Genomic DNA, 23,938 nt, shown 5'->3' on the forward strand with positions numbered 1-23,938 from the left:
ATAATGCAATTAATATTTGAGGTGAAACATATGATAGGCTTGCTTGGGGTAAAGAGAAATACACCATTAGAAGTTAGGGAAAAGCTTATAGTTACTTGTAAAAATCATGATTTATATATAGATAAATTACTAAAATCTTTTAAAGAAGTAGTGATACTAGCTACTTGTAATAGAACAGAAATCTATTTTAATGTTTTTGACATGGATAATGAAGAAATATTAAAAAAGATTTTTGAAGTATTCAATTGGAATACTAATTATAAAGAGTATATTTTTATATCAGAAAATAAACGTGCATATACTCACTTATTTGAAGTGTGTTCAGGATTTCATTCGAAGATTGTTGGAGAGGATCAGATTCTTGGACAGGTAAAAAGCGCTTATGAAGAAGCATTAAAAAGAAAAGGCGTTACATGTGAACTTCAAAGATTATTTCAGCAAGCACTTTCATTTGGAAAAAAGTTTAAAAGTACATCAAGATTATATGAAATACCAGTTTCATCTGTATCTATAGCTGTAAAGGAAAGTATAAATAAAGCTTGTAGTACATATATGATTTTAGGATATGGTGATGTAGGAAAATTAGCAGTTAAGTATCTTTTATGTCATAAGATTTCAAAAATATATTTAGTAGTTAGAAATATGAATATAGTAAATGAAATAGAAGATGATAGAATAGAAGTGATTTCTTTTGATGATAAAAATAAATATATTAATGATGTAGACTGTGTTATAGGATGTACTTCTGCACCACATGTTATAGTGAAAAACAGAGATATAAGTGAAAAAGGCAAAAAATTATATATGTATGACCTAGCTGTTCCAAGAGATTTTGAAGAAGAAATATCATATCTTAGCAGAACAGAAGTTTATAATATTGATGAAATAAGTCATATGAATGATGAAAATAAAAAATTACGTATTAAAAAAATGGAAGAACATAAATATATCTTAACAGAGTATCTAAATGAATATGAAGAATGGCTTAAATTAAGAGAGATTGTTCCATATATACAAGATTTAAAATCAGTGGGGCATGATGTAAATGAAAAAAGAATAAAAACATTTGTAAATAAGAGTAATAGCAAAGATCATATAATGCTTGTAAATAAGCTTGTTGAAAGTACATCAAATTTTTATATTAATAATGCAATAGATGTGTTAAAAGAAGAAACTTTAAAAGGTTGTGGTGATGAATGTCTAAGGATAATCGAAAAGATATTCAAAATGAAGGAATAGATTATTCATATATTGGGCTAATGTCAAGTAAAACTAGAATAGGAATAATAGGTGCTGGAAGAGCTGGATTTATAAAAGCAAAGCACTTTGCTTTGAATGGATGTTATGTTGAAATAATGGCAAAAGAGTTTAGCAAAGAAGTAATTGATATTTCAAGTGAATGCAATTTAATACTTATAAACGAAGAGTTTACAATAGATTTTTTAAAAGATAAGCACATAATAATAATAGCTGTAGATGATAATGATTTAAAAAAGCAAATAAGAGAATACTGTGACAGTAATTATAAAATATATATAGATTCATCAAATTTTAAAGATGGAATGGGAGTTGTGCCAGTAGAGAGGCAAAGCAAAAATATAATGGTTGCTTTAAATACTAAAATAGGAAATCCAAAAGGTGCAGTACTAATATCTAAAAAGATTAAAAATATTATAGATGAATATGATGAGTTTATAGAATTTACTTCAAAGCTTAGAAATAATTCAAAGGAATTATTAGAGTATAAAAAAGATATTGTAGAAGTAATAGGAACAGAAGAATTTGAAATGCTATATAAAGAAAATAATCATGAAGAGTTTTTAAGAAGAAGATTCCCAGATGAGATTGTGGATTATATAATGAAATAATATTTTAATGGTAAGATAACAGTCATAGTTAACATTTTTGGAGGATAATTGATGAAAAATTTAATAATAGCTACGCGAAAAAGCAAGCTCGCACAAATGCAAACAGAAATTGTTATGAAAAAGCTTAAAGAGAAGTGCAATATAGATAGTGAGAAACTTTTAATAGTTACAGAAGGAGATAAAAAGTTAGATATTTCTTTAAATAAGATTGGAGGGAAAGGTCTTTTTGTTAAAGATATAGAATTAGCTCTTTTAAATAATCATGCACATGGAGCAGTACATAGCATGAAGGATGTACCACATGAATTACCAGAAGAATTTGAAATAGCAGCTGTAACTGAACGTGAAGATATAAGAGATGTATTCATATCAAGAAAAGGAATGCTTTTTAAAGAACTTAACTCTGGAGCTAAGATCGGAACAAGCAGTTTAAGAAGAGCTCTTGAACTTAAAGAAATAAGAAGTGATATTGAAATAGTACCAATCAGAGGGAATGTACAAACAAGATTAGCGAAGATGGAAGAACAAAAACTTGATGGAATTATCCTTGCAGCTGCTGGACTTAAAAGGTTAAATAATGAAAATATAATAACAGAATATTTTGATCCTAAAATTGTACTGCCAGCTGTAGCACAAGGTGCTTTAGGTGTTGAATGCTTAAAGATTAGTGAAGCAAAGGGGTATTTTGAAGCATTAGAGGATAAAAATGCAAGATTAACTGTTGAAGCTGAAAGAAGCTTTATGAGGGCTTTAAATGGAGATTGTCATAGTGCAATAGGAGTATATTCAGAAATACAAAATAATGATTTATATATGATAGGTATGTTTGAAGTTAATGGAAAACTTATAAAGAAAGATATTCTTGGAAGCAAAAATGATAATGTAATCCTAGGAAATGAGTTAGCTAAAAAAATATTAGAATAACAAAATACTATATAATTGTTTAAAGGAGATATTCTTTATGAGTAAAGTTTATATAATTGGTACAGGACCAGGAGATGAGGAGCTTTTAACATTAAAAGCTGTTAAGTGTTTAAAAAAATGTACAGCAGTTTTATATGATAGATTAGTCTCAAATAATATATTAAATTATTTAAATGATGAATGTGAAATATACTATTGCGGAAAAGAGCCAGGTACTCATTATAAGACACAAGAAGAAATAAATGCTTTATTGGTTGAGCTTGCTAAAAAAGGACATATAGTAGGCAGAATAAAAGGCGGCGATCCATATGTTTTTGGAAGAGGTGGAGAAGAGGTTTTAGCTTTAAAAAAAGAAAATATAGAATTTGAAGTTATTCCAGGTGTTACTTCACCTATTGCAGTTTTAAATTATGCTGGAATTCCAATAACACATAGGGGTATAGCCCAAAGCTTTCATGTAGTAACTGGAATGTCTGCAAATGATCTTAATGTGAATTTTGAAGCTTTAGCAAAAGAACAAGGAACTCTTGTTTTTATGATGGGTTTTAGCAATCTTGAAAATATAGTAGAAAACTTAATTACTAATGGAAAAGATAGAGCTACACCTTGTGCTGTTGTTATGAGAGGAACATGCAGCAAGCAACGAAAAGTTGTTGGAACATTAGAAAACATAGTTGAGGTAGCACGAAAAGCTGAATTAAAGTCGCCGTGCATCATTGTTGTTGGTGATGTTGTTAATTTAAATGAAGAATTAAGCTGGTATGAAAATAAACCTTTATTTGGAAAAAATATTTGTGTAACAAGATCAGAAAAGCAAGGAGCATCCTTAAGAGAAAAATTAAAAGATTTGGGTGCAGAAGTAACATCTTTTCATGCAATAGAAATAAAAAGCACAGTAGAAAAATTAGATATGTATTTAGAAAAATTACATAAGTATGATCATATTTTGTTCACATCTGTAAATGCAGTTAATATATTTTTTGATTATCTAATTGAAAAAGAATATGATATAAGAAATATAAAGGCAAAAATTTCGGCTGTCGGTAAAGCTACATGGCAGGCTCTTAATAGAAGAGGAATAGTATGCTTTTGTAAAGCCAGAGAATTTATGGGTATAGGACTTTTTAAAGAATTAAAACCATATTTAGAGGAAAATCAAAAAATACTAATTCCATGTTCATCATTAAGTAAACCTGATTTATATAATCAGCTTTTAAATGAAAATACACAGGTAGACAGAGTATTTATTTATGATACTGTCTGCGGAAAGATAAGAGATACAAGACCATTTGAAGAAGTTGATGTAGTATTTTTTACAAGTCCATCAACTGTCTATAATATGATTGATGCAGTTGGTATTGATGCAATTAAAGAGAAACATGTTATAGCTATAGGACCTAAAACCAATAAACCACTAAGAGAAAATGGAATTATAGCAGATGTATGCAGAGAGCATTCAGAAGAAGGCTTTTTGAATGAAATTATAGATTTACTGAGGTAATTATTTTAAATAATTACTAACTATATATAGTAAATTTGACTTAGATTGATATCTAGGGACATGATATGCACGAAATATTAGGTTTGGATATCTGATTAAGAAAACTCTACTTTAAAGGTTTGCTAAGTATATTTAGCCTACCATTTTAGAAAACATCTTCTCATATGCATTGGTAGGTATAAATAATTCGTAACAAATGCAAGATTTGGATTCTCTAATTAAGATTTGAGTTTTCTGCTTAAGAATTTTAAAACTTAAGAATTTTAGAATTTATATTCTTTTGGTAGTATTATAATATTTTTATATGAATTATACATAAAATTATTTTTAGAAGGAAGGCCAAGAAATTAAATGATTAAAAGAGGAAGAAGATTGAGATTAAATTCTGCCATAAGAGATATGGTAAGAGAAACTACACTAAATTCAAAGAATTTTATTTATCCTATTTTTGTGGTTGAAGGAGAAAATATTAAAAATGAAATATCTTCAATGCCAGGAATTTATCATTTTTCAATAGATAGATTGCATGAAGTAATAAAAGAAGTTGAAGAAGCAAAAGTAGGAGGTGTGCTTCTATTTGGCATTCCAAAACATAAAGATGTATGCGGATCAGAGAGCTTTGCAGAAGATGGAATAGTTCAAAAAGCTGTAAGGAAGATAAAAGAAATAAATAATGATATTCTTGTAATTACTGATGTATGTATGTGTGAATATACTTCACATGGACATTGTGGAATTTTACATGGGGACTATGTAGACAATGATGAAACTTTAGAATATTTAGGTAAAATAGCAGTATCTCATGCAAAAGCAGGAGCAGATATTATTGCACCTTCTGACATGATGGATGGAAGAATAGGTTTTATAAGGAATGCTTTAGATACTAATGGATTCAAAAATGTAAGCATTATGAGTTATTCAGCTAAATACTGTTCAGCTTTTTATGGACCATTTAGAGATGCAGCAGATTCAGCACCTAAGTTTGGTGATAGAAAGACTTATCAAATGGATCCAGCAAATAGAATGGAAGCACTTAGAGAAACAGAAATGGACATAGAAGAAGGTGCAGATTTTATAATGGTTAAGCCAGCGCTTTCTTATTTAGATGTAATTAGAGAATGTAGAGATAACTTTAATTTACCTCTTGCTGCATATAATGTAAGTGGAGAATATTCAATGGTAAAAGCAGCAGGAAAGCAAGGACTTATAGATGAAGAAAGAGTAATGATGGAAATTTTAACTTCAATAAAAAGAGCAGGAGCAGATATAATAATAACTTATCATGCATTAGACGCAGCTAAACTTTTAAATAAGTAGAAATTATTGAAGAAGTAATGCTAAGAATATGTGTTTATAAAAAGAGTGGTTATTATATAATTTAGAACTTATAAACCATTATGAAATGAGGAAAAGTTATGAATAATAATGAAATATTTGAAGAATCAAAAGAGTATATGCCTGGGGGAGTAAACAGCCCAGTTAGATGTTATAAAGGAATGGATATGAATCCGCCAATAATAAAGTCAGGTGATGGCGTAATAATAAAAGATGAAGAAGATAATGAATATATAGATTTTGTTTTAGCATGGGGACCAATGCTACTTGGACATTGTGATCCAGATGTTGTAAAGGCAGTGAAAGAAACAAGTGAAAAAGCATTAGCTTTTGGAGCACCAACAAAGCTTGAATTAGACCTTGCAAAGTTTATGTGTGAAAATCTTGATAATATAGATAAGATAAGAATGGTAAACTCAGGTACAGAAGCTACAATGAGTGCCATAAAGCTTGCAAGAGGATACACAAAAAGAGATAAGATAGTTAAGTTTGCAGGGTGTTATCATGGACATTTCGATGGCTTTTTAGTTGAAGCAGGTTCAGGTCTTATGACAGCAGGAGTACCTGATTCACTTGGAGTGCCAAATGAAAGTATTGCAAATACTTTAATTGGTGTATATAATGATAAAGCGCAAATTACAGAGCTATTTAAAAAGTATGGCAGAGAAATAGCAGGGGTTATTATTGAACCAGTAGCAGGAAATATGGGAGTTATAAAAGCTGAAGATGATTTTATGATAACTCTTAGAAATCTTTGCAGCGAGTATGGAGCACTTTTAATATTTGATGAAGTTATGACTGGATTTAGAGTAGCTTTCAAAGGTGCACAAAGCTTATTTAATATAAAGCCAGATCTTGTTACATATGCTAAAATCATGGGAGGTGGACTTCCTTGTGGTGCATATGGTGGAAGAAAAGAAATTATGGAAAACTTATCTCCGCTTGGAGGAGTATATCAGGCTGGAACTATGTCAGGTAATCCAATAGTAATGGCAGCAGGTCTTGCTACTTTAAATAAACTAAAAGATAATATGAAAGAATATTATGAGCAAATTGAATCTATTGGTAAAAAGTTAGAAGAAGGTATAGTTAGTATATCTTCAAAGTATAAATTACCATTAGTAATTAATAGAGTTGGTGGAATGTTTACTATATTCTTTACAGAATTAAAAGAAGTTAAGACATATGAAGATGTTAAAACTTGTAATATTGAAAGATTCAATAGATATTTTAAACATATGATAAAAAGTGGATTTAATTTTGCACCATCACAATTTGAAGCAGTATTTTTAAGTGTAAAGCATGAAGAAAGTCATGTTTTAGATTACTTAAAAGCATTTGAAGAGTTTGCAATTAATGAAACTAAATAACAGATTGTTAACCACTAAATCTAAAGCAATCAATTAATAAACAAATAGAAGTTTATTATTTATATAGATGTTTTATAAAGACTGTATTGTAAGTTTATAAAAATATGCAGTTTTTAAAAGAGCTTATTTTTAGGAGGATTAATTTTTTTATGAAAAGAAAATTAAAATCATTGTCTTTGCTAGTTGCAGTATTCATGATGGCAATGATGTTTGCTGGCTGTAATAAAGAAGAAAAACCAACAATAAATTTCTTTAATTATGGAGAAAACATTGGAGAAGGAATTTTAGAAGAATTTGAAGAGAAATATGGAATACATGTAAACCAGGATGTATATGATACACCGGAAGAAATGTATCAAAAGATAGCATCAGGAGCAGCTCAATATGATGTTATTGTATCAATAGATTATTTAGTACAAAGAATGATACAAGAAGATAAATTAGAAAAGATTAATTTTGGTAATGTACCTAATATGAGTAAGATAGCAGATGATCATTTAGGAAAAACATTTGATCCAAGCAATGAATATTCAGTACCATATATGTCTGGTACAATAGGACTTGTTTATAATACAGATTATGTAGATGAACCAATAGACAGCTGGACTGCACTTTGGGATACTAAATACAATAAAAATGTAATTTTATTAGATGGTGTACGTGATACATTGGGTGCAACATTAAAAATGCTTGGATATTCATTAAATACAACAAATCCAGATGAAATCAATGAAGCAAAGGAAAAGCTAATAGAACTTAAAAAGAACGGTAATTTATTAGCAATTGGAGCTGATGATAATACGGATAAAATGGCTAGAGGAGAAGCAGCAATTTCTATTCTTTGGTCAGGTGAAGGCTTAAATCTTGAAGCTGAACACGATAATTTAAAGTTTGTAGTGCCTAAAGAAGGTGCAAATTTCTGGATTGATTCTTTATGCATTCCAAAAGGAACTAAAAATAAAGAAAATGCAGAACTTTTTATAAGCTATTTATGTGAAAAAGATCCATCATTTAGAACAGCTGATGAAATTGGATACACTACACCACAAAAAGAAGCTAGAGAAGAACAAGATGATAATGTGAAAAATAATCCTAATGCATATATGGATGATGAATTACTTAAGAAATGTGAAAGCTATAATTATCTTGGTGATAACTTAAGATTATATGAAGATGCATGGACTCAATTTAAAGATTATCAATAGAAAAATACTGAAGATGTATTATAATTAAAAATTATATGAAGGGTTATATCAAAGTTGAATATTCATTTTGATATAGCCCTTATTATTTGATTTAAGAGCATTTTCTTGTTTTAAGAAGTATGTTTAGGATATAATAAAAATATAATTTAACAAATTGTAAAAGTATGATAAATATTATTGATACTATATTTTTTATATAGTATAGTAATCATAATTAACAAAAGAAGCAATACTATATATAATGTAATTAAGGAGTGATTAATATGTCTGACAGAATTATAGATTTTAATGAAATAAAGAATAAAGCCAAAGATAAGGATGTAGATAAATTTGAGGAATACATATACTCAATGTATTATCAAATGGCTGAAGGTAAATTAAATATGGCAGACTTTTCAAAAAATATAATGAAATATATGGAAGAAAACAATATATCTCAAGATAAATTAATGAATATTCAAAAGAAATTTTTAGAGAGATATGGATTCGATCCTTCAATTTTAGAAAATCAGTTCAATATGTCAGGATTTGATCTTTCAGGACTTGGATTAAATTATGATAATGTGAAAAAGACAATGGGCTTTCAAGAAAAATACAAAGATAGAATTTCTGTTAGATCAATATCAGAATACTTTATAAAAAATGATAAAAATGATGTAAAAGTATTGCTTGAAAATGAAAAAGTAATTTTAATAAGCGAAAAAAGTATTGATTTAAATGATAATGAATTAAATGAATTTTTATGTTCATACAAAAAAGTTGTTGATGATAAAGCACTTGATATTTCAATCTGCGAAAATAGTAAAAATTATAATTATTAGAATGTTGCACAACATAAATATATTGAGTAGTATCAGAGTTTAGTGGATAACAACCGAAATTCAATATATGATAGGCTCGATTGTAGGGAAATTTAAGCTAAAACCTGCTAAGAAAAATCAAGTTTTTTTTAGCAGGTTTTTTATATATTTTTTGCATGACAAATAAATTAAACAGAAATTCTGTTTAATTTAGATATAGATACTATCTAAATTTAAGTATTATAGACTTCTTTTACTCTAGCGTAGTATATTCTTAGAAACTTATTTAATGCAGCAATTTTAGCAACTTTTTTAGGTTTTCCTTCTGCTTCTTTTTTTAACATATATAAAAATATAGGATCATCCTTTGGTTTGGCACTTTTGATACATTTCATAATTTCATATCCAGTTTTTCGTAATAATGCAGAACCTCTTTTAGAAATACGACGTTTGTTTGCAACAAACTGTCCCGACTCAAAAGGAGGTGAATCAATACCCGTATAAGCTATCAAAGCCTTTTTATTATAAAAGCGTTTTAAATCACCGATTTCAGCAATTAAGCGTGGAGCCAATGTATCTCCAACTCCAGGCATATTTCTAACAACATTGTATTCCTTTAAACTACTTGCTAATTCTTGCATTTGTGATAATATCATAGATAGAGTTCTATCTATTTCGCTAAGAACTCGAACAGCTTCTAATACTAACATTTTGGTTGATGGGGTACTAGAAGATAGTGTAGGGATGCCTTCTTGTGCTAAAGCATATATCTGTTTTGCTTTTGTTTCACTTTGATGGTATCCTTTATTTTTTGCCCATTTAAAATAACTATTTATAAATTGCTTTTCATTTTTCTTGGTAATATTATCGTAATGCCAGTATTCTTTAACAAAATCATTTAATTTATCTTTCTCTGGCTTATCGGATCTATTTTTTAATAGATTTTTAATTCCTGGCATTGTTCTATCTAATAGATTACTTAGTACAAGTTTGCTCTCTATTCTCATAGCTATATAATGAGAATATTGCCTACCTAATAATTTTAATTCAGAATACACCTCATCTGTTGCTTCATAGTCAGTTAATTTAAACCAATTATCAATTCCATAATTAGCTATTTTGATAGAATCTAATTTATCAGTTTTACCTTTCCTTAATCCTATAGCAGAATATTTTTTCATAATTAATGGATTTATTACGGCTACAAATATACCATGATTTTTAAGATAAGTAAGTAGTGGCAAATGGTATGCACCGGTCGCTTCCATAACAACTCTAGTTTCTTCATTTAATTCAGAAATAGATTCAACTAATGCTTTTAAATCAGCTTCAGTATGATTTATTTCATGTGGTTCACTAATAACCTCACCATATTCTTTCAATATACATACTGTACTTTTTCCTTTTGAAACATCAATTCCAACACTAATCATGTTAATCCTCCTAAAAAATTATTGTAATTTTAATCCACCCACACTTATTACAATTCATTTTGGTTAGTTACACGAAAGCCGTACGGTTTCAACCTGCTTAATCGAATCTTTATAATAAGGGATGGCTGACAGTTTTAGCTACGGATGTTAAAACCCAATTCTAAAGTCGTCATACCAAATTACTCCCTTTATTATAAATTAAAATAAGTGCAGATGTTAAATCATATATTTATGATTTGTATCTACACTTATAGAGTACCAAACTTCTAAAGACAAAGGCTGTGCCCAAAACAATTTTCTCCAACAGCAAGTGTTGGAGAAATAATTTTGGAACAGCCTCTGTCTAAGAATTTAATAACTAAAATTTTCAATACAATACTACGCATAAGCAGAGAACCCAAATCTTGCATTTGGTGTGAATCGCTTACTCAGCGAACGAACAATGTCGTCAACTTAAGTAATTTGTAAATATAAATCACGATTATTTTTAGATGATATATTTAAATTTCTTCTAAAAAATGGTACACTAAATAAATCCACTGGTTAAAGTGAATTTTGAAATATGCAATTATTTGTAATTTAAATGCATGATTTTTTATTGTGATGATGCTTTTTCCTTGGATGTTTGTTTTTTCGCTCACGAGAACGATTGGGACGTATTTGTGAGCGAATTTTTTTAGATTTTTCTAATATTATTTCTAAAATTTTTCTTGTTAATTTAGCATTAACTAATAAATTAATAATTCTATTAAAAACTTGCCCAAGTATAAAATTTCGATTTGCTTGATACATTGATTTTAAATTCTTATCTTTAATTTCATCTGCTATCGCAGCATCGGCCTCATCTTTTATAAGAGCTACAACCATTGATAAATAAATAGAAACAAAAAAGTCTTGTTCTATAGAAATTGGTTTTGTTCCCGAAAATTCTTCTATCTGAATACTACTTTTTAACTCTTTGTATTTACTTTCGACTCCCCATCTAAGGAAATACAACTCTTTAAATTCATCATATTTAATGTTTTCATCAAAAATATTAGTGACTAATATTTCTGTAATGTTGTTTGAAAGCTCTATTTTTATAACACGCAATTTTCTGTATTTTCTCTTTATTTTATATTCCAAAATACAATCATTGGAATCAATATTTTGTACTGTTTTAAATGATGATGGTACTCTCATTAAGAAAAGCATATTTTTAGTATCTAAATAGTCAAACATCTCATAAGAAGGGTATCCTCTATCAAATATTACAATACTGTTTTTTGATAATTTTTCATTGTTGATTTGATCTAGATGTTGTTTTGCTAATTCTCTTTCACTAGTTTTAAATTTAGTTATTGAAGCATCAATTATAATATCATTTAATATATCATATAAGGCTGATGCCGTCGCAACTGCTGTTTGAGTTTTATTTTGATTTTTACTTACTCCAAAGTATTTACCACATTCAATAGTATCAGGAACTTGTATAGATGTTCCATCAACTGCAAGAATATTAAATCCATGCCATTTATTCAATTTCTTTTTTGAATTATAAAAAGAATCAACAAATAATCTACATAGTTCTTTAAAGGCTTCAGGTGAAATATTTTGTCTTGCTTTAGAAAATGCTTGCTTTGATATATTAGGAAAGTTTAAACATGTATGATTTTCAATAAAATTATCTATTTCTAAAGGTATAGACTTTCGTAATACAGAACAAATTAAATAAACTACATTAGAAAACGATAGTTTTCTTTTCCTTGAAAAAGAATTTCCTAAACTATATGACTGCTTATATTCATCTGAAACAATTAATTTATTTGTTCGTTTTAAAATTTGTGATAGTAATTTAATATTTTTCATAAAATCAAACCTCGCTATAAATTTAATATCTATAGCGAGGCTGCATTTTTTTACCTATTGTCAAGTGTTTTTTATTAAATTTTCTATATTTTCTTAAGTTGACGACATTGAGCGAACGAATGTGAGTCGAGCATTCATATATTGAATTTCTTTGTTTTTCTCTAAAATCATAGATATCCAACTTCTTTGATGTTATAATTTACATTTTTATAAATATTTAATGCCTAAAATATAGTTTTAAATAAATGACATATAATTCTTGGTGAGGCATGAGCATAGCAGTATAGACCATCTTCAGCTACTTATAAAGATGCTCCCTTTATTTATAGAGTTCGATATATTTCTAAATAAATAATGGGATTCACAAGAATATATATTCTGGTATTTATAAATTTATATCTTTTTAAATTTTTAACTTGGTCAATTAATTGTTTCTCAATTTAAAAGTGTATTTATGTATAACAACAATAATCTGAAACTCTGAATTTATATGGATCAAAGAAATAAAGCTCTCATATTGGGCGGAGACTTGCATTCAAAAATGAAGCTTTAAAATTTTTACATCAATGATTGTTCCAAAATTGTTTGTCTAATACTTGTTATTGGAGCAAACGTTTTTGGGCACAATCATTGATGTTTAAATTTTTAGCTTCATTTTTGTAGCAAGCGAGCCCAATTTGAGAGTTTTATTTCGGTTATTTCACTCTAAACTTTCTACGTCCCGTATTTAAAGTGGTGAATTTAATATTATAAATTTTAATAGTCCAGTAGAAAAACTTATAATATCGTCTTTACTTATTCCAGAAAAATCGTGTGATGAAAAATCAAGTAATATTAATTCACTTTTGGCATTTTCTTTTTGGCATTTATCATAAAGCATCACAGAACTTTCATAAGGAACAAGTTCATCAGCTTTTCCATGAATTATAAGCGTATTTGGAATGTCTTTATTGACATAATTAATAGGATTATACATTTTCTTAGTTTTATCTATATCATCAATAGATGAAAATATGTTTGATAAATCATAATTTAAATCGGAAGTATTTAATAAGCTCAAATCTGTAGGACCAAAACAATCTACTAAATATTTTACTTTTGATGGATAGCCTATAAGACCTGGCTCATCTTCAAATGAATTTTCATCACTATATGCAGCAAGCATGGAGATATGCGCTCCAGAAGAAACACCGATTAGTCCTATTTCATTAGTGTCAAGGTTGTAGACATTTTTATTTTTATAGATCCATCTAATTGCATCTTTTACATCAGATACTTGTTTATCAAATTTTTCAGTATCATGCATAAGTTCATATTCAACACTAATTATAGTGTAACCTTCTTCTCTAAAAGAGTTTAAAATTGGTGTTAAGACATCAGGAATTGATTTATCACCATAAGCCCAAGCTCCACCATGCACATACATTAAAACTGGTGAAGATTTATAAACTTGATTTATTGGACTATAGATATCCAAATGAAGTTGTACACCATTAGTGCTTTTATAAAGAACATCACGGCAGTCCATAGCAGTAGAAGATGTATTAATATCAATTTCTTGTGCAACTGCAATATTATCTTTAAAAGAAAGGAATTTATCAATTAATCCATAACATAAAATTATTCTCTTATGAAAAATAATTGAAAAGATACAAACTACAACTAAGAATAAAATAAGAATATTTTTAATAAATTTTTTCATAAGTCTTAATTTAATCTAATTATTACAAAGCATAATTAGATTTCCTCCCTTCTATAATGTCAGTTTAATTATAACATAGTTAATTTCTATAAAAAAAATGTTGAAATATACTTATATTATATTTAAAAAAATTTAGAATAGAATTATTAATTATTTTAAATATGGAATAAAATTTGCTGAGTAAAATAAATTTAATAATATTTTCAATTTATTAGAATATATTATATGAGAGAAAATACATAAATACATTAACATTATAGAAAGGAGAAAGTATGAATAATCCTTTTGATGTGCTTGTATATTTAGATGAAATATTGGTTAAAAATCTATCATCACTAGTTCTAACAGGGTTTATAGAAACAGTAACACTTACACAATCATTTGACAATACATTATCAGCAGGAATGCAGGAAGGTCATAGAAGTGAAAATACTAGTCAAGACAGTATTACAAGAATAGAAAGAGAAGGCTTCAAAGATAAAAATAAACTTGATTCCAATAATGATTTTGAGCATTACCATTATGACAGGGCATTGGATGCAAGAAGGTGTGTAAGGGAAGAGAAAAAAGTTCAAACTACCTTTACTACTTTTGTGCTAAATAGAAATCTAATTGATTATTTCAATGAAAATGAAAAACTTCATAAAAAAAATGAAGATGATATAGAAAATGACAATATAGAGGTTGGGGATATAATTGAATTGGAAGGTACAATTACTAATAATAGTCTCGTATCTTATGTAGACACATTAATAAATCTTATGGATGTATTTGGATGTGATTATTTAGATACTCTTACAAAAAATTGTAGTTGTAATTTGACGTTCACAAGGTTTTACAAAATGTTAACATACCTGCAAAAAGTCTTATGCTGTAATAATACACAAGATGTAATAATGAAGTCTGGTAATGGAACTGTAATTTTAACTGTAAGTACAGATAATTTCATGAATAATAAATGTAGTGTATTTGATAAAATAAACTGTCATTGTAAAATTGTTGGTAAAGTAGTAAAGACGTGTAGCGAGGATTGCGATTCAATAAGTTTGTTAAGAAAAACAGGTCAAGAAGAATTTTACGAAAAATTTTTTGAAAAATCTCAGTGTCTTATTAAATGCTTAGAAGACAATGATATTTTTGTTCCCCAATGTCCTAATTTAAGGATGGAAAAATGTGCAATTCAAGTTATGCCGATAAATATATATATGTGAGCAATAATAGTCATATAAAAGTGTAGTTTTTAAGAAATTATTATAAGAATACGTTTAGTTTTAATATATCATTAAAAATAAATATGAAAAATTTTTATAAAATATGAAAAAATTTTATTTTATTTGTGTGTTTAAAGGAAAAACACTTGTTTATCAATAAGATACATGATAATATATACTACAGATGGAATATATTTATATATTGATAATTGTCGACAATCTATATATGTATAATAATGTCTGAATATATTATTTGAGGTGATAAAATGAAGTTTAGAAGTACTAGGGGATTGGAAAAAGAAATACCATCTGCAGAGGCAATAATTAATGGTATTGCAAAAGATGGTGGATTATACGTACCAGATGAATTTCCAAAAGTATATGACAAGCTAAAAGAAAATACAAATATAAAATATGAAGAATTAGCATTTAAAGTTATTAACGAATATTTTACAGATATTGATGATGCAGAATTAATGGGGGCAATAAATGATGCATATAACAATAGATTTGATGTAAAAGTAAAAAATAACTTTTTAGAATTATACCATGGACCAACTTGTGCATTTAAAGATGCAGCACTATTATTTTTACCACAAATAATGAAAAGAGCAAAAAAAAATCAAGGAATTAAAGAGGAAGTTACTATTCTTACAGCTACATCTGGAGATACTGGTAAAGCTGCACTAGAAGGTTTTGCAGGAGTGGATGGCTTTAAAGTAGTTGTGTATTATCCTAAGAATGGAGTAAGTGCCATTCAAGAAAGACAAATGTCAAGTCAAGAAGGGGATAATGTTAAAGTAATCGGAATTAAGGGGAATTTCGATGATGCTCAAACAGGTGTAAAACAAATTTTTGGAGATGATGATTTTAAAGCAAAATTAGCGCAAAAAGGATATATATTATCTTCGGCTAATTCAATCAATATTGGAAGATTAGTACCTCAAATAGTATATTATTTTTATGGATACTTCAATTTAGTTAATCAAGGGGTAATTAAATTAGATGATAAAATAAATGTTGTAGTTCCAACTGGTAATTTTGGTAATATACTAGCAGGATATTATGCAAAGCAAATGGGATTACCAATAGATAAATTTATATGTGCTTCAAATGAAAATAAAGTTCTTACAGACTTCTTTGAAACAGGGGTATATGATAAGAAGAGAGAACTGATTTTAACTGAATCACCATCAATGGACATACTTGTTTCATCAAATCTAGAAAGATTATTATATGAAGCAAGTGGAAGAAATCCTGAAATAGTTAGCGAATTAATGAATTCACTAAATGCTAAAGGAGTATATGAAGTAAATGATAAAGTAAAATCATTTATAAAAGAATTTTATGGAAACTTTGCTACAACTGATGAGGTTTATGCAGCAATAAAAGAAGAATACGAAAAACAAAATTATGTTATGGATACACATACAGCTGTAGCACATGTAGTTAAGAACAAATATGTTAAAGAAACTGGAGATGATAAACCAGCTTTAGTTCTTTCAACAGCAAGTCCATACAAATTCCCAAGAAGTATTTGTAATGCATTAAATATTGATGTTAAAGATATAGATGATTTTAAAGTATTAACAAAATTACATGAAGAAACTAAGACTGATATTCCAAAGAACTTAGCAAACTTAGAAAATGCCAAAGTTCTACATGATGAATTATGGGATAAGAGCCAGATGAAAGATGCTCTATTATCTTTCTTGAAATAAGGCAAAAGGGGATAAGCTTTATGAGTATTAGAGTAAGAGTACCAGCTACATCAGCTAATATGGGACCGGGATTTGATTCATTAGGAATTGCGTTAAATTTATATAATGAATTTGAATTTAATGAAATTGAAAATGGCTTAAAATTTAAAGGAATGCCAGAAGAGTTCTGTAATGAAGATAACATAATTTATAAAGCAATGAAATTTTGTTTTGATAAAGCTGGATATAAAATAAAAGGATTAGAAATTAGTGAAATTAAGCAAGATGTACCAGTGGCAAGAGGCCTTGGAAGCAGCTCTACATGTATAGTTGGGGGACTAGTTGGAGCTAATGCAATACTTGGTAATAAGTTTTCAAAAGATGAATTATTAGATATGGCAACAGAGATTGAAGGGCATCCTGACAATGTTGCACCAGCACTACTTGGGGGCATGGTAGTTGCAGCAACTGAAGACAAGAAAACTTTTTTTGATAAAATTAAAGTACATGAAGGCTTAAAATTTATAACTATAGTTCCAAACTTTAGGTTATCTACAGAAAAGGCAAGAAGTGTATTACCAAAAGAGCTTACTATGAAAGATGGTGTATACAATGTTTCAAGAGCAGCACTAATGGTTGCTTGTTTAAGCAGTGGAAAATTTGAAGTAATAAGAACTGCATGTAAAGATGCCTTTCATCAAAATTACAGGAGTAAGTTGATTCCTGGTTTTGAAAAGGTGTATAATAAGAGCTATGAGCTTGGAGCGTTAGGCTGCTATTTAAGCGGAGCAGGTCCAACAATCATGACTCTTATCGAGGATAGGGATGTGCGTTTTAGCAATAAGCTTAGAGAATTTTTAAATCATGAAAATTTACAATGGGATATATTAGAATTATCTTTAGATAATGAAGGGGCAACCATTATAGAAGGTGATTACTAATGAATGGAAGTTACTTAGTTATAGACAAAAGAGTTTTACCAGATGTCTATGAAAAAGTTCTTTTTGCAAAAAAACTTTTAAAGGATGGAAAAGTTAAAGAAATTACGGAAGCTGTTAAAATTGCAGGGATAAGTAGAAGTGTATATTACAAATACAAAGATTTTGTATTTGATTTTTCAGAAACATCAGAAGGAAGAAAGATTACATATAACCTCATTTTGAAAAATGAAAGAGGTATGTTATCGGCTATAAGTAATTACATATCTGAAACAGGAGGAGATATTTTAACAATAAATCAAGGTATTCCTCTAAATGGTTATGCTAATTTAAGCATAACCATAGATTTATCAACTTTAAATGGAGATATAAAGACATTAACAGATGGGCTCACAAAAATACGTAATGTTGAAAAAGTAGAGTTTATAGGAATGGAATAACTAAAAGCACTTAAGAAATATAAATAATATTTCTTAAGTGCTTTTAGTTCTATATAAAGAGATATAATCATATATTAATTTGTAATAAGATTTTCTTTTTGAAAAAAAGGAAATAGTAGTACCGATGTTGAATATATTATTAAAGGGCTTAAGAAAGTGGTCATTAGAAACTAATGGAAATAATTATTATATAGCTTTTAAAGTGGGTATTTTTTATAAGCTATTATAGTTATTAATATATTATTATATCTAAATGCAAAAATGTTTATAATAATAAAACATATATATGCATAGTATTTAGAATAATATAGTATTATGGAGGAGAGGGTTATATGAGTAAAGAGTATTTAATGTTTATTGACGAGAGAGGATGCTATAGTAATAGTGACGGAAATAATTTTTCTATGGTGGGAGTAATATTTGAACGTGATTATTGCACTAATTTATCTGCTGTAGATAGTGAGCTTGCCGATAAGCTAAAAGGGTTTAAGAAGCAAATAATAAATAAGGATGGGGCTAATGACATAAGAATAAATAACATAACAGAAACAGAAAACGTTTTCTTAACCGAGGCTAGTGAAATATTAGGTAAGACAATATCAGTATTACCAAAATTTTTAAAGAATTTAAAGTTCTCAATTGTATCAACTTCTATAAAGCAGGATAGATTTCGGTCAAAGGATTTATATGAATTGGCTGTTAACAATTTAATAAAAAGATTTTATTCCTTCATTATTACTAAAAAAGCAAAATGCGGAGGGATTATAGTACAAAGCAGGCATGATGAAAAAGACTATATTATGCCACAAAAGTTTTTTAACATATATAATGAAAGAAAAACTAATTTTTATATGCATGAAGATATAAATAAAAAAATTAACAAATTTATGATTTGTGAAGTGTATAATAAAGAGTATAAATATGCATTAGAAGTTTCAGATACAATAAATAATTTACTTTTAAGCATATTAGGCTCAAAAGATGAGTACAATTTTTATATTGAATATGATTATATGAATAAAATATTAAACATAATCAAGGAAAAAATATATAGAGAAGAAATTGATTTATTAAATGATAATACCCAGAAATATATTCAAAATGCATTGGATAAATACACTAAGGAATCAGAAAAATTGAAATATGAATTATCATTAAAAAATAGAAACATAGTAGAGAGAGATAAGGAAATTGTTGAGTTAACAGAAGAAATAAACATATTAAAGCAACAGTTACAGACTGCTATAATTAATAGAAAGAGTGAAAGTATAATATTTGATATTCTTTCGCAAGTTGATGTTAAGATTAAAGGAATTGAAAAACAGGTTTTAGTTAATGCAAAGAATTAATTTCTATCTAGATAGCTTGGATTTAAGATGATTCCGGGCTATCTTTTTTATAGAAGTCAATTATAAAATATCTATTTTAAATTTGTGAAAAAATGCTTATACTAAAATTAAGTGTTAATAAAAACAAAAAATAAGATATTCAAATAAACGGAGGAATAAAGATGAAAAAAATATCATTTATAGGTACAGGGGTCATGGGAAGGTCTATGATAAAAAATCTTATCAAAGATGGATATGATGTTACTATATATAATAGAACGAAAGATAAGGCCTTAGAGTTGATTGAAATGGGAGCATTATGGAAAGATAGTATAAAAGAGTGTGTAAAAGATACTGATATCATAATAACAATTATTGGATACCCTAAAGATGTAGAGGAAGTTTATTTTGGAAGTGAAGGAATTTTAGAAAATATAAAAGAAGGAACTGTTGTTATAGATATGACAACAACAAGTCCTACTCTTTCAATAAAAATATACGAAGAAGCTAAGAAGAGAAAAATATATGCATTGGATGCTCCAGTATCTGGTGGCGATGTTGGTGCTAAAAATGGTACATTATCAATTATGGTTGGTGGTGATAAAGAGGTATTTGAAGAAAATAAAAGTATATTTGAATCTATGGGAACAAATATAATATATGAAGGAAAAGCAGGCAGTGGGCAACATACTAAAATGGCAAACCAAATAGCAATAGCAGGTGCTGTGTCAGGTGTGTGTGAAGCAATAGCATATGGGAAAGCTCAAGGATTAGATACTAAATTAATGTTAGATAGTATTTCTGAAGGTGCTGCAGGAAGCTGGCAAATGAAGAATATGGGTCCACGTATGTTAGAAGGAGACTTTAATCCAGGGTTTTATATAAAGCATTTTATAAAAGATATGCACATTGCAAAAGAGGAATATGAATCTGCACACATAGCAAAAGAGATATGTAGTGATGTATTTGAAAATAATAAAAATAGAAGTAAGCTGGAAATGCTTGATATAGTATTGAAGATGTATGAGCAGCTAAGTGAAGATGGGATGGATGACCTTGGCACACAGGCACTTCTTAAATACTATTTATAGGAATGATAAATCATACTAATGTATGATTATAAAAATAGAAATAAGGAATAATTAAAAGAGTATGTATTTATTAATAATATGTTCAAAGGATGTGAATATATGAAAAAAATAGCTTTAGGGGGAGGATGCTTCTGGGGTGTGGAAAAGTTTTTTTCTAAAATACCTGGAGTTGTAGAAACTGAAGTAGGATATGTAAATGGAAATATAGAAAGTCCAACATATGAGATGGTATGCACAGGAAATACTGATTTCGTAGAAATATGCTTAGTAAAATTTGATGAAAAAGTAATATCACTAACAGAACTATTAGATAAATTTTGGAAAATAATAGATCCTACAATTATTAATAAACAGGGAAATGATGTTGGAACACAATATAGAAGTGGAATTTATTATTTTGATGAAGAAGATTTAAAGGATATTATAATAAGTAAAAGAAAAATGGATTCATTTTATAAAAATTTAGTGGTGACAGAAGTGAAGCCAGTAAAGAACTATTATAAAGCGGAAGAATATCATCAGAAGTATTTAAAGAAAAATCCAAATGGATATTGCCATATACCTGATTATATTAAATAGAAGAATAAAAAGTTAGCATCGCTTTTTTACTTACAGTTAAATACTATTAAGTGAAATAAATTTAATTATTAGTTAAAAATTTCATAAAATGAAAAGTATTAAATACTATGTTATTGATTTTTTCAAAGCATAGTATTTTTTTGTGGTGGGTGATTATAATAAAAAGTACTTTAAGTATAATTCTTTTTTTGCTATAATAAAAAATGCTAAAGCATAGTAAGTTTATAAGAATAATATATATATTAGCAGTTTAGGTACAATATCAATTAGAAAGAAGGATAATATGGAAGTTTATTTTGATAATAGTTCTACTACAAAAATGTATGATAATGTTATAGAAGAAGTAGTAACAGGTATGAAAGAGTATTATGGAAATCCTTCATCACTTCATAACTTAGGATTAAAGAGTGAAAGAAAATTAAAAGAGTGTAGAAGTGTAATTTCAGAGATAATAAATGCTGAAGCAAATGAGGTCCATTTTAATTCGGGTGGAAGCGAAGGAAATAATTTAATACTTAAAGGTGTATTAAAATCTGGAAGTCACCTTATAACAACTCCATTTGAGCATGCTTCTATTTTAAATACATTAAAAAAGCTAGAAGAAGATAATGTTAAAATTACATTTTTAAAAATTGACAAAGATGGAAGAGTTGATTTAGAACATCTTAAAGAATCTATAACAAAAGACACGGCACTTGTATCAATTATGCATGTAAACAATGAAATAGGAACTATTCAGGATATAGAGTCCATTGGGAATATAATAAAAAGTAACAGCAGCAGAGCAAGGTTCCATGTAGATGCTGTACAAAGCTTTGGAAAATTAAAAATTGATGTTAAAAAGATGAATATCGACTTTTTAAGTGCAAGTGCACATAAATTTCATGGTCCTAAAGGATGCGGATTTACATATATAAAAAAAACAAATAATATAAACCCTCTAATTAATGGAGGATCACAAGAATTTGGATTTAGAGCAGGAACACAAAATATTGCTGCTATAATGGGAATGGCTAAAGCAGCAGAAATAGTTAATAAAAATATGAAAAATAACTATCAAAAAGTATTTGACATTAAACAAAGATTTATAGAAAAGCTTAATGATATAGAAGATATAACTATAAATAGCTTAAATAATGATTACTTTTCACCATATATATTAAATGTTTCTTTTAAAGGTATCAAAGGAGAAGTTTTACTTCACTTTTTAGAGGAAAAAGGAATTTATATATCAACTGGATCAGCATGTTCATCAAAAGAACGTGAAAAAATAGGGGGAAGCTATGTATTAAAATCTATTAATTTAGATAGAGATGAAATACTTGGTGGAATTAGATTTTCTTTTTCAGATGATAATAATATAGAAGAAGTTGACTATGTTATTGAAGAATTAAAAAATGGTTTGGTGTTCTTAAGAATGCTTAATAAAATAAGGTAAATCATTTGGAAGTAAAATATTTATAACTAAATGAATTTAGGAGGAAAATATGAAAGAATTAATATTAGTAAAATATGCACCTGAAATATTTTTAAAAGGATTAAATAGAGGTAAATTTGAAAAGAAATTAAGAGATAATATATGCAAGAAGCTTGAAAATATAAAAGTTGAATTTATTCATGATAGTGGAAGATACTTTATCAAAACAGATGAAATTGAAGAAAGTGTAAAGAGAATATCGAAAGTATTTGGTATTTTAGAAGTATGTGTTGTTAAAGAAGTAAGCATAGATTTAGATGAGATAAAGGCAGTTTCATTAGATAAAATAAAGAAATGTGAAGGAAAAACATTTAAAGTAAAAACTAATAGAGCAAATAAAAACTTTGAAATGAATTCTATGGAAGTTTCTAGAACGGTTGGCGGATATATATTAGCAAATTATGAAAAAGATTTAAACGTTGATGTTAAAAATCCAGATATTTTAATTAATATTGAGATAAGAAACAATTATGCATATATATGGTCAAATTCAGATATAACAGAAGGTGCAGCTGGATTGCCATATGGAATGAATGGAAGTACAATGCTAATGCTTTCTGGAGGAATTGATTCACCTGTAGCTGGATATCTTATGGCAAGAAGAGGTGTTGAAGTAAGCTGCGTTTATTACCATAGTCATCCTTATACTTCAGAAAGAGCAAAAGATAAGGTTAAAGATTTAGCTAAGATATTATCTACATATACTGAAAGAATTAATTTATATATTGTGCCATTTACAGATATTCAAATGAGTATAATAAAAAATTGTAGAGAAGATGAATTAACAATTATAATGAGAAGATTCATGATGAGAGTAGCTTGTAAATTAGCTGAAAAATATAATATAGATTCAGTAACTACAGGAGAAAGTATAGGTCAAGTTGCAAGTCAAACTATGGATGGTCTTATAGTAAGTGACAATTGTGCAGATAGACCGGCATTTAGACCACTTATTGCAATGGATAAAACTGATATAATGGATATATCGAGAAAAATAGGAACATATGAAACATCTATTTTACCTTATGAGGATTGTTGTACTATATTTGTTCCAAAACATCCTAAAACTAATCCAAAACTTGAGCCGATCATAAAGCAAGAAGAAAATTTAGATATAGATGAATTAGTTAATGTTGCAATTGATAATATGGAAATTGTAACATATTAAAATGAGACTGTTTATAATGA

General features: G+C 27.9%; 20 protein-coding genes. 17 read left to right on the forward strand and 3 right to left on the reverse strand.

The window, feature by feature from the left end; translation table 11 throughout:
* Positions 1-30: 30 nt before the first annotated feature.
* From hemA to CNEONATNEC86_RS07805, 8 genes are all read left to right on the forward strand, one after another.
* Positions 31-1,239 carry a glutamyl-tRNA reductase gene (gene hemA / locus CNEONATNEC86_RS07770; protein ID WP_159135810.1) on the forward strand — a complete coding sequence of 403 codons (1,209 nt, stop codon included), beginning with the start codon at positions 31-33 and terminating at the stop codon, positions 1,237-1,239.
* Positions 1,197-1,868 carry an NAD(P)-dependent oxidoreductase gene (locus tag CNEONATNEC86_RS07775; RefSeq protein ID WP_125148859.1) on the forward strand — a complete coding sequence of 224 codons (672 nt, stop codon included), beginning with the start codon at positions 1,197-1,199 and terminating at the stop codon, positions 1,866-1,868. Before hemA ends, CNEONATNEC86_RS07775 begins: the two co-directional genes overlap by 43 nt.
* A gap of 51 nt (positions 1,869-1,919) precedes the next feature.
* Positions 1,920-2,792, forward strand: a complete 873-nt coding sequence (hemC, locus tag CNEONATNEC86_RS07780; RefSeq protein ID WP_058294681.1) for a hydroxymethylbilane synthase — start codon at positions 1,920-1,922, stop codon at positions 2,790-2,792.
* A gap of 37 nt (positions 2,793-2,829) precedes the next feature.
* Positions 2,830-4,293: a uroporphyrinogen-III C-methyltransferase gene (gene cobA, locus CNEONATNEC86_RS07785; RefSeq protein ID WP_125148860.1), complete on the forward strand. Its 1,464-nt coding sequence runs from the start codon at positions 2,830-2,832 to the stop codon at positions 4,291-4,293.
* A gap of 351 nt (positions 4,294-4,644) precedes the next feature.
* The gene (hemB, locus tag CNEONATNEC86_RS07790; RefSeq protein WP_125148861.1) at positions 4,645-5,610 is read left to right on the forward strand and encodes a porphobilinogen synthase; all 966 of its coding nucleotides are present in this window, start codon (positions 4,645-4,647) and stop codon (positions 5,608-5,610) included.
* Between the two features lie 98 nt (positions 5,611-5,708).
* A complete protein-coding gene (gene hemL / locus CNEONATNEC86_RS07795; RefSeq protein ID WP_159135811.1) occupies positions 5,709-6,998 on the forward strand; it encodes a glutamate-1-semialdehyde 2,1-aminomutase in 1,290 nt (429 codons plus the stop codon).
* Between the two features lie 149 nt (positions 6,999-7,147).
* Positions 7,148-8,203, forward strand: a complete 1,056-nt coding sequence (locus CNEONATNEC86_RS07800) for an ABC transporter substrate-binding protein (RefSeq protein WP_058294685.1) — start codon at positions 7,148-7,150, stop codon at positions 8,201-8,203.
* 263 nt (positions 8,204-8,466) lie between these two features.
* On the forward strand, positions 8,467-9,024 hold the full coding sequence (locus CNEONATNEC86_RS07805) for a DUF3867 domain-containing protein (RefSeq protein ID WP_125148863.1): 558 nt from the start codon (positions 8,467-8,469) through the stop codon (positions 9,022-9,024).
* 212 nt (positions 9,025-9,236) lie between these two features.
* Here CNEONATNEC86_RS07805 and CNEONATNEC86_RS07810 read toward each other — a convergent pair whose 3' ends face one another.
* From CNEONATNEC86_RS07810 to CNEONATNEC86_RS07820, 3 genes are all read right to left on the reverse strand, one after another.
* The gene (locus CNEONATNEC86_RS07810; RefSeq protein ID WP_058293047.1) at positions 9,237-10,436 is read right to left on the reverse strand and encodes an IS110 family RNA-guided transposase; all 1,200 of its coding nucleotides are present in this window, start codon (positions 10,434-10,436) and stop codon (positions 9,237-9,239) included.
* Between the two features lie 579 nt (positions 10,437-11,015).
* Entirely contained in the window at positions 11,016-12,284 is a 1,269-nt protein-coding gene (locus tag CNEONATNEC86_RS07815) for an IS4 family transposase (RefSeq protein ID WP_125147759.1), read from the reverse strand.
* A 727-nt stretch (positions 12,285-13,011) separates the two neighbouring features.
* Entirely contained in the window at positions 13,012-13,986 is a 975-nt protein-coding gene (locus CNEONATNEC86_RS07820) for an alpha/beta hydrolase (protein ID WP_058294687.1), read from the reverse strand.
* Positions 13,987-14,258: 272 nt separating this feature from the next.
* Between CNEONATNEC86_RS07820 and CNEONATNEC86_RS07825 the strand changes: the two genes are divergently transcribed.
* From CNEONATNEC86_RS07825 to thiI, 9 genes are all read left to right on the forward strand, one after another.
* Positions 14,259-15,197 carry a DUF6414 family protein gene (locus CNEONATNEC86_RS07825; protein WP_159135812.1) on the forward strand — a complete coding sequence of 313 codons (939 nt, stop codon included), beginning with the start codon at positions 14,259-14,261 and terminating at the stop codon, positions 15,195-15,197.
* Positions 15,198-15,463: 266 nt separating this feature from the next.
* Positions 15,464-16,918, forward strand: coding sequence for a threonine synthase (thrC, locus tag CNEONATNEC86_RS07830; protein WP_159135813.1), 1,455 nt, complete (start codon positions 15,464-15,466; stop codon positions 16,916-16,918).
* Positions 16,919-16,938: 20 nt separating this feature from the next.
* Positions 16,939-17,838, forward strand: coding sequence for a homoserine kinase (gene thrB, locus CNEONATNEC86_RS07835; protein ID WP_159135814.1), 900 nt, complete (start codon positions 16,939-16,941; stop codon positions 17,836-17,838).
* Positions 17,838-18,275 (forward strand): ACT domain-containing protein, encoded by a 438-nt coding sequence (locus CNEONATNEC86_RS07840; RefSeq protein ID WP_097919311.1) that lies wholly within the window; start codon positions 17,838-17,840, stop codon positions 18,273-18,275. The genes thrB and CNEONATNEC86_RS07840 overlap by 1 nt, the downstream gene beginning before the upstream one ends.
* Before the next feature lie 332 nt (positions 18,276-18,607).
* Entirely contained in the window at positions 18,608-19,624 is a 1,017-nt protein-coding gene (locus tag CNEONATNEC86_RS07845) for a transcriptional regulator (protein ID WP_159135815.1), read from the forward strand.
* A 161-nt stretch (positions 19,625-19,785) separates the two neighbouring features.
* Positions 19,786-20,694, forward strand: coding sequence for an NAD(P)-dependent oxidoreductase (locus CNEONATNEC86_RS07850; protein ID WP_159135816.1), 909 nt, complete (start codon positions 19,786-19,788; stop codon positions 20,692-20,694).
* 99 nt (positions 20,695-20,793) lie between these two features.
* Positions 20,794-21,273, forward strand: coding sequence for a peptide-methionine (S)-S-oxide reductase MsrA (msrA, locus tag CNEONATNEC86_RS07855; protein ID WP_058294694.1), 480 nt, complete (start codon positions 20,794-20,796; stop codon positions 21,271-21,273).
* A gap of 283 nt (positions 21,274-21,556) precedes the next feature.
* On the forward strand, positions 21,557-22,711 hold the full coding sequence (locus CNEONATNEC86_RS07860; protein ID WP_159135817.1) for a cysteine desulfurase family protein: 1,155 nt from the start codon (positions 21,557-21,559) through the stop codon (positions 22,709-22,711).
* A gap of 49 nt (positions 22,712-22,760) precedes the next feature.
* Positions 22,761-23,918, forward strand: a complete 1,158-nt coding sequence (thiI, locus tag CNEONATNEC86_RS07865; RefSeq protein WP_058294696.1) for a tRNA uracil 4-sulfurtransferase ThiI — start codon at positions 22,761-22,763, stop codon at positions 23,916-23,918.
* Positions 23,919-23,938: the final 20 nt, after the last annotated feature.

It is taken from the genome of Clostridium neonatale (assembly GCF_900465025.1).
In the GTDB taxonomy this organism is placed as follows: Bacteria; Bacillota; Clostridia; order Clostridiales; family Clostridiaceae; genus Clostridium; species Clostridium neonatale.

What these genes read in the sequence shown, in the direction of transcription:
- hemA (WP_159135810.1), top strand. Translation starts at nt 31, where the DNA reads ATGATAGGCTTGCTTGGGGTAAAGAGAAATACACCATTAGAAGTTAGG.
- CNEONATNEC86_RS07775 (WP_125148859.1), top strand. Translation starts at nt 1,197, where the DNA reads ATGTCTAAGGATAATCGAAAAGATATTCAAAATGAAGGAATAGATTAT.
- hemC (WP_058294681.1), top strand. Translation starts at nt 1,920, where the DNA reads ATGAAAAATTTAATAATAGCTACGCGAAAAAGCAAGCTCGCACAAATG.
- cobA (WP_125148860.1), top strand. Translation starts at nt 2,830, where the DNA reads ATGAGTAAAGTTTATATAATTGGTACAGGACCAGGAGATGAGGAGCTT.
- hemB (WP_125148861.1), top strand. Translation starts at nt 4,645, where the DNA reads ATGATTAAAAGAGGAAGAAGATTGAGATTAAATTCTGCCATAAGAGAT.
- hemL (WP_159135811.1), top strand. Translation starts at nt 5,709, where the DNA reads ATGAATAATAATGAAATATTTGAAGAATCAAAAGAGTATATGCCTGGG.
- CNEONATNEC86_RS07800 (WP_058294685.1), top strand. Translation starts at nt 7,148, where the DNA reads ATGAAAAGAAAATTAAAATCATTGTCTTTGCTAGTTGCAGTATTCATG.
- CNEONATNEC86_RS07805 (WP_125148863.1), top strand. Translation starts at nt 8,467, where the DNA reads ATGTCTGACAGAATTATAGATTTTAATGAAATAAAGAATAAAGCCAAA.
- CNEONATNEC86_RS07810 (WP_058293047.1), bottom strand. Translation starts at nt 10,436, where the DNA reads ATGATTAGTGTTGGAATTGATGTTTCAAAAGGAAAAAGTACAGTATGT.
- CNEONATNEC86_RS07815 (WP_125147759.1), bottom strand. Translation starts at nt 12,284, where the DNA reads ATGAAAAATATTAAATTACTATCACAAATTTTAAAACGAACAAATAAA.
- CNEONATNEC86_RS07820 (WP_058294687.1), bottom strand. Translation starts at nt 13,986, where the DNA reads ATGAAAAAATTTATTAAAAATATTCTTATTTTATTCTTAGTTGTAGTT.
- CNEONATNEC86_RS07825 (WP_159135812.1), top strand. Translation starts at nt 14,259, where the DNA reads ATGAATAATCCTTTTGATGTGCTTGTATATTTAGATGAAATATTGGTT.
- thrC (WP_159135813.1), top strand. Translation starts at nt 15,464, where the DNA reads ATGAAGTTTAGAAGTACTAGGGGATTGGAAAAAGAAATACCATCTGCA.
- thrB (WP_159135814.1), top strand. Translation starts at nt 16,939, where the DNA reads ATGAGTATTAGAGTAAGAGTACCAGCTACATCAGCTAATATGGGACCG.
- CNEONATNEC86_RS07840 (WP_097919311.1), top strand. Translation starts at nt 17,838, where the DNA reads ATGAATGGAAGTTACTTAGTTATAGACAAAAGAGTTTTACCAGATGTC.
- CNEONATNEC86_RS07845 (WP_159135815.1), top strand. Translation starts at nt 18,608, where the DNA reads ATGAGTAAAGAGTATTTAATGTTTATTGACGAGAGAGGATGCTATAGT.
- CNEONATNEC86_RS07850 (WP_159135816.1), top strand. Translation starts at nt 19,786, where the DNA reads ATGAAAAAAATATCATTTATAGGTACAGGGGTCATGGGAAGGTCTATG.
- msrA (WP_058294694.1), top strand. Translation starts at nt 20,794, where the DNA reads ATGAAAAAAATAGCTTTAGGGGGAGGATGCTTCTGGGGTGTGGAAAAG.
- CNEONATNEC86_RS07860 (WP_159135817.1), top strand. Translation starts at nt 21,557, where the DNA reads ATGGAAGTTTATTTTGATAATAGTTCTACTACAAAAATGTATGATAAT.
- thiI (WP_058294696.1), top strand. Translation starts at nt 22,761, where the DNA reads ATGAAAGAATTAATATTAGTAAAATATGCACCTGAAATATTTTTAAAA.